Here is a 7152-nt window from a genome sequence, read left to right as displayed (position 1 = left end):
TAGCTTATTCCATTGGAGATCTGTTAACATAGTTCGCGGCATGATGGTGAGGTCTGGTTGTTTTTTGGCGAAAGTAATTATACCAAATCATCATGCTGTTTAATAATCCCTCACAAAACATCAACACGCCCTAGGCAAAAAAAATCATCCCGCCATGAAGGTTGAGGGCGGGATGATTTTATATGATGTCCGAATGTTAAGTGTAATGAATAATATTTATAAGAAAGAAAAACATTAATTAAAAATCATAATTAATGCCGATGTTATAACGACGGCCATCCAGAACTGCATCGTGGGTTTCAGAAGTAACACGTTTATCAAAGATGTTATAAACACCACCTAGTACACGGAGATTTTTCGTTACATTATAAGTCATACCGAGATCAAAGAAAGTGTAGGATGGATGTCCATCTCCCATTGAGAGAGACATCTTATTACCTACTATCTTGGTTCTACGAGACAGAAAATCCGATGACTTACTACGAAAGTTCATGCGAACCCAAGTTTGCATCTCAGGTAGTGTTTGCCAATTCAAAGTTGCATTTGCCATATGTTTTGGCATTTCATTTAATGGCTTACCCTCATATTCCCCACTTTTTTGTTCTGTATTGGTATAAGTATAATTCATTGCTAGTGACCAATTAGCGGCAACATCCCAGTTCATTGACGTTTCTACACCAAACATTGCTGCTTTGGAAACATTAGTACGGCCTCGTACTATGTTGAAAGTACCCGTACCTGGAGGGCATTCTGGAGAGTTTTTTAAACAAATCACACTTTCAGTTATTTTATCTTTAAAATCAGTATGATAAACCGTAAAGCTTACATTTAGGCTATCTTGATTATTCCAGATAACACCAATTTCTTTAGTAACACTTTTCTCAGGCTTCAGATTTGGATTACTCATAATAATCTGATTCCCTCCAGTTCCTCCAGTTGCTTGCCACCAATTAGGCGCAACTTGCCGCAAGTTAGGGGAACGATATCCTGTAGAAACACCTCCTTTAATGGTCCATTGCTCATCAGCATGCCATACTCCATACAGTCGAGGAGTCCAATGAGTACCAAAAATCTCGTCCTTATCTAAGCGGACACCACCTGTTAAGGCTAAATCATTTGTCATTTGCCATTCATCTTCGGCAAATAATGCCCAACTCCAGCGAGTAAGTTTATTCACGCCTTTGGCTGACATCATTTTATTTTCATTATCCTGCAGGTTTTCATAACGATATTGTCCCCCTGCACTCAATGTATGATCGCCTAAACTGAATGTTGTTTGATTACTAAAGAGTGTATCTGCAAATTTCATCTCACGCTCAGGATTATTCGATTCATCTCGCTGAATATAAGAACTCATTGAACCAAAATTATAAGTACCTGTATGAGTGATTGAATAGTTATTACGTTTATAACGGCTTATATCATTTACTTTGCTACTCTTACCTGCTGTTGTATCACGATCTTGTTCATAACGCCCAATCTCAAAATCAAAACTATTTTGTTCATCAGGTGTCAGAGAGAAAGTTGCAGCACCATTACGTATTTCTTGCTCTTTAAATCCACCAATAAATTTATCTTCATTACGGTGAGAGAACAAACCATTAACTTTCAGTCCCAATAGTCCATCAATTAGAGGTCCAGCAGCATAAGCATTAGTTTGATAGCTATTACCTGAATTTTTACTTTCTGTGAACGTGGTATCTCCACGCAAACTAACATGCCACTCTTTCTGTACCTTACGGGTAATAATATTGATTACCCCACCCATAGCATCCGAGCCATAAAGGGAGGACATTGGCCCACGAACAATTTCCACACGTTCAATTGATGACAATGGGGGTAACCAACCCTGCTCAATACCAGAACCATCACTATTTGGACGAGTACTACGGGTATCCACGCGCTTGCCGTCAACTAAGATCATAGTATATTGTGATGACATACCACGAATACTGATATCACTGCTACTACCACCGCCAGTAACAACCACTCCAGGCACATCTTTCAATGCATCTGTCACATCACGGTAGGCTTTAGTTTCCAACTGTTCGCGGCTAACAACTGAAATGGAAGCAGGTGCATCCTCGATTTTTTGCTGGAAACCTGATGCAGTAGTTACAACAATTTTATCTTCGCTATTATTAGCAGCTAAAACAGCGCTGGATGAAATAGCGGTAATAATACCTAATACAACTTTTTTCTTTGCAAAGACAGTCATTCCCGATTCTCCAAAAGGTAGAATAGAATTGTTTAAACAATATGGACAACAGACACAGACTTGCAACACAGGAATAATTTAATTATTCCTGTCAATGTTATATTTATTAAATCTCACTTTAATTTTATTAAAGCGAATTATGGCTTTTATTAGTCTAACTTACGAATTCTGTCACCAAACCATCAATTAATACTTGCGGTATGCCCTGAGAACAACGTTCAATTCGGCCTTTAATACCATAAACTTCGGCCAAACTGCTCGGTGTAATAACCTGCTCAGGTTTACCCTCAGAAATTAATTTACCTTTTTTTAGCATTAATACATGGTCACCATGACGTAATGCAATATTAATGTCGTGAACAACAACAATCGTAACAATATTACGACGGCGCGTTTCACGTGCAACTAAATCCATTACATGATATTGGTAATTTAAATCCAGTGCACTTAATGGTTCATCTAATAATAATAACGTCGGACGGCGGATTAGTGATTGAGCCAATCCAACTAACTGTTTCTGACCACCAGATAATTGATCCAAATAGCTAAGTGCCAAATGTTCAATACCAAGCTGGCGTAATAGTTCCATGACTTCTTGTTCACATTGGCTATTGCTCACACCACCTGATGCTCGTTGAGCAACAATCACCGATTCCAATACATGGAGATGTACACCTGCCGGTAATGTTTGCGGCAAATAAACGACGTTTTGGGCGCGTTGGGCAAAATTCATCTTCATCAGATCCTGCCCATCCAACAGCAGTTCACCATTGGCTTTATTCAATCCCGCCAGCGAACGCAGAAGTGTGGATTTACCACAACCATTCGGCCCCAACAATACCGTGATCTGACCACGCGGTAATGCATTGATATCCAAATTTTCAATCACAGAATGCTTGGGATATCCCGCCGTCAGGTAATTGATTTTTAATCCCTGACTCATACATTCCCCCTATGGCGTAAGATTATGCTAAGGAAGAAAGGCACACCAACCAATGATGTCACTATCCCAACCGGTATAATAATGCCCGGTATCAGGTTTTTAGAAGCAATGGAAGCTATGGATAAAACTAATGCCCCAATCAATGCACTCGCAGGCAAGAAAAAACGATGATCTTCACCAAACAGCATTCTGGCGATATGAGGCGCCACCAATCCAATAAAAGCAATAGGACCAACAAATGCAACTGCCAATGCGGTCAGGATACTGATACGCAATAATGTTCCCAAACGAAGGCGGCTTATATTGATGCCAAAACTAATAGCTCTATCTTCTCCCAGACGCAGTGCAGTCAATTTCCAGGAATTGCTCAATGAGATAGGCATAATGACAAAGAAAACGAATACCATGATACCCAATTTTTCCCATGTCGCCCTGGCAAGGCTACCCATTGTCCAGAAAATCAACCCCTGTAAGGTATCTTCCGTAGCGATAAATTGCATCATCGAAACTAACGCCTCGAAGGTAAACACCATCGCAATTCCAAACAATACAACGCCTGAAGTTGCAACTCTTGTCCAACGGGTAATACCATCAAGCATTAACGCAGCCAAAAATGCAAAGAGAAAAGCGTTTGCGGAAATAAACCACTGATCCGGTATCCCAGGAATGCCAATACCAAGCACAATGGCTAATGCCGCGCCAAAAGAAGCAGCATTAGAAACCCCTAAAGTAAATGGGCTGGCTAGCGGGTTATTCAGGATTGTTTGCATTTCAGCACCGGCCAGCCCCAGTGACAGGCCGATCACTACCGCCATCAAGGCATAGGGCAATCGAATATCCCAAACAATCACCCGTGTTGCTGCATTGACACTTTCTGGTGAAAACAGTGTTTGCCAGAGGGTTTGCAGCGATAACCCTGATGGTCCCATGGTAAAATCCAGTACAACAGAAATGCCAATCGCCAAGACGATGAATAATATCCATACAATACGTCGACGCAGGATATGACGATAATGTGCTTTTATATCGCACTCACTCAATTGCTGTTTCACCATTGGCATAGGCTCGGTAGTGACACTCATTTTTATTACCTGTTACTGCTTATTTCTCGCTGACCCAATATGTACCTACCGGTTCAATAGCCAGGAATTTATCGTGAAGTTCTTTCAATGTTTGTTGCGGATCTAAATCCGCAAATTTTTCAGGATAGAACCATTTAGCAAAAACTTGGGTAACAACAACATTATAAGGAGAGTTATAGTAGTGATGCCAAATCGCATAGCTACGCCCTTCCTTCACAGCAGTTAAGTTGTTGATACCTTTACGTTCAGTGATTTCTTTCAGGCCTGCGCGGGTAATATCGGCAGAAGTTTGGGCGCCCATTTTGATCCCCTCACCTTTGTCACCTGGATCTTGTGCACCGCTTGCGATGTAAATATAAGGATCATCAGCAATGACTTTTTCCAGATTCATTGTTCCCAATGGGGCTGGCAGGACTTCTTTAGCGATGTTTTTGCCACCCGCCAAATCAATGAAGTTCCCCATATTGCCGTTACCTGCTGTACCACAGCAATCTTCACTAAAACCTGCTAGAAGCTCAATAAATACAGAAGGCTTCTCAGCGTCTGGTATACGATCCGTAATATCAGTGACTAATTTTAGATTTTTTTCATAAAAATCAGCGTAAGCATTAGCCTGATCTTCACGATGCAACATTTTGCCCAGCATACGGATGCTAGGTAGTGTATTTTTCAGGGGGTCATTGCGGAAATCGACAAAAACAACAGGTACACCCGCTTTTTCCAACTGTTTTACCAATTCACTGTTTTTTCCTGGACCATGTCCAGACAAACCAAAAATTGCAACGTCAGGGTTGAGTGTCAGCACTTTCTCGGAGCTGACACTATCAGCGCTGGTGTTACCAATCAGAGGGATATTATCGATTTCAGGGAATTTAGCTTTATAAACAGCGTAAGTTTGTGGGTCCAGTTTACGGAAATCACCTTGCCAGCCAGCGATACGAGCCAGAGGTTTATCTCCTTCCAATATGGCAACAGAATGGAATAAACGACCTTCACCTAACAAGATACGATTAACTTTCTCCGGCACCTCTACAGTACGTCCAGCAATATCAGTGACTGTTTCAGCCCAAGATGCAAAACTTGCCATCATGGCAGAACCCGCCATTAGACTGATACTCATATTTTTCACGACTGTTCGAAATACAAACTTCACTTTAGTTAGCCTCTTCATACAACAATTGTGCTGCTAACAATAAAGCAAATAAGAATACTTATCAATGCGATTGGTGTCGTATATCCGAAATTTACTATCGATATTCCTTCCTTAATTCCCTGAAAAATAAAAACTGCTTGTTCCATCACAGAACAGGCAGTTTTTTGTAAAACAAAATCAATAATACTTCAATCAACAATTATCAATTTATTGATAATTTATTAACAATTTATTCTTTATCAATATATTTAAATGTTGGAAATTCCATCTCATTATATTTAACAAAGCGAGTTTTCTTTTTCAGTTTGTAACTAAGCCAAATAAGCAGGAATAACGGAATGCCAATGTAGGTCGCGGTCACGCCGTACCAGTCGATCTTATCTTGCAAAAATGCCTGATAATTTTGGCCTAAAGTGATAACCAGACATAAAATAAAGGCAAAAATCGGCCCAATCGGGAAGAAACCTGAACGATATGGCAGATCATTGAGATTCAAACCTTGGGCAACATAGCCTTTACGAAAACGGTAATGGCTGATTGCAATTCCAAGCCATGCAATAAATCCTGTCATACCTGAGGTATTCAATAGCCACAAATAGACGGTTTGGTTACCAAACATGGAGCTAAAAAAACACAACCCTGCTACCACAGTCGTAGCATACAGTGCATTACGCGGAACACCGCCTTTAGACAGATGACTAAAAATTTTCGGTGCCTTACCCTCTTTTGCCAATGTGAATAGCATACGGGTAGAAGCATACATCCCTGAATTTCCCGCTGATAAAACAGCCGTCAATATCACCGCATTCATTATGGCAGCCGCTGATAATAAACCAGCATTTTCAAATACCAACGTAAATGGGCTAACACTGATATCTTTCACGCCATTGCGCAACAAATTAGGATCAGTATAAGGAATGATCAGGCTGATGATTAAAATCGCAAACACATAGAACAATAAGATACGCCAGAATACCTTGCGCACAGCCCGAGGGATATTTTTTGCCGGATCTTTCGATTCTCCTGCGGTAATACCTATCAACTCTGTCCCTTGAAAGGAAAAGCCGACAATCATTGCCACCCCGATCATGGCTGCAAAACCGCCCGCAAAAGGAGCATCATCAATACCCCAATTGTGCCAACCTGCACCTTCGGCGCCTTTCATGATGCCGACAATCATGAGAATGCCAACAATAATGAACACAATCACTGTGGAGACTTTGATCAAGGAGAACCAATATTCTGCTTCACCAAAACCTTTGACGGAAATGAAGTTCAACAAGAAAATTATGCCAAGAAACAACGCACTCCATACCCAACCAGGCACACCATTAAACCAGTATCCCATCACCAATTGCGCAGCGACAAGGTCAACCGCAATCGTCACCGCCCAGTTGTACCAATAGTTCCATCCCAATGCGAAGCCAAAACCTTCATCCACATATTTGGAACCATAAGTTGAAAACGAGCCCGAAACAGGCATGTACGCGGCCAACTCACCTAAGCTGGTCATCAGGAAATAGACCATTAGGCCAATTAATGCATAGGAAAGTAAAGCCCCACCAGGGCCAGCCTGAGAAATTGTTGCGCCAGAAGCAACAAATAACCCCGTGCCAATTGATCCACCTATGGCAATCATTGCCATATGTCGTGCTTTTAACTCACGGCGCAGGGTTTTTGGAGCCTGATCCCGTGGCATACTTTCTTCTTGAGACATTCTATTCCTATATCATTTGAAATGAATTTAATGCGGGAT

The 7152-nt window shown here is 41.1% G+C and carries 5 protein-coding genes; all 5 read right to left on the bottom strand.

Annotation, left to right across the window (positions count from 1 at the left end; translation table 11 throughout):
• Window positions 1–238 precede the first annotated feature (238 nt).
• Complete coding sequence (locus Xedl_RS00485) at window positions 239–2218, bottom strand: ligand-gated channel protein (RefSeq protein ID WP_074022114.1); 1980 nt, start codon at window positions 2216–2218, stop codon at window positions 239–241.
• A gap of 154 nt (window positions 2219–2372) precedes the next feature.
• Window positions 2373–3161, bottom strand: a complete 789-nt coding sequence (locus tag Xedl_RS00480; protein ID WP_074022113.1) for an ABC transporter ATP-binding protein — start codon at window positions 3159–3161, stop codon at window positions 2373–2375.
• The gene (locus Xedl_RS00475) at window positions 3158–4243 is read right to left on the bottom strand and encodes a FecCD family ABC transporter permease (protein WP_074022112.1); all 1086 of its coding nucleotides are present in this window, start codon (window positions 4241–4243) and stop codon (window positions 3158–3160) included. The genes Xedl_RS00480 and Xedl_RS00475 overlap by 4 nt, the downstream gene beginning before the upstream one ends.
• Before the next feature lie 19 nt (window positions 4244–4262).
• A complete protein-coding gene (locus Xedl_RS00470; protein WP_422645884.1) occupies window positions 4263–5363 on the bottom strand; it encodes an ABC transporter substrate-binding protein in 1101 nt (366 codons plus the stop codon).
• 262 nt (window positions 5364–5625) lie between these two features.
• Entirely contained in the window at window positions 5626–7113 is a 1488-nt protein-coding gene (locus Xedl_RS00465; RefSeq protein ID WP_074022110.1) for an amino acid permease, read from the bottom strand.
• Between the last annotated feature and the right edge of the window lie 39 nt (window positions 7114–7152).

It is taken from the genome of Xenorhabdus eapokensis (assembly GCF_001908105.1).
This window is presented reverse-complemented; position numbering and strand designations above follow the sequence as displayed.

Bases quoted from the DNA above. Each gene is read 5' to 3' on its own strand.
- Xedl_RS00485 (WP_074022114.1), bottom strand. From the start codon at position 2,218: ATGACTGTCTTTGCAAAGAAAAAAGTTGTATTAGGTATTATTACCGCT.
- Xedl_RS00480 (WP_074022113.1), bottom strand. From the start codon at position 3,161: ATGAGTCAGGGATTAAAAATCAATTACCTGACGGCGGGATATCCCAAG.
- Xedl_RS00475 (WP_074022112.1), bottom strand. From the start codon at position 4,243: ATGAGTGTCACTACCGAGCCTATGCCAATGGTGAAACAGCAATTGAGT.
- Xedl_RS00470 (WP_422645884.1), bottom strand. From the start codon at position 5,363: ATGAGTATCAGTCTAATGGCGGGTTCTGCCATGATGGCAAGTTTTGCA.
- Xedl_RS00465 (WP_074022110.1), bottom strand. From the start codon at position 7,113: ATGTCTCAAGAAGAAAGTATGCCACGGGATCAGGCTCCAAAAACCCTG.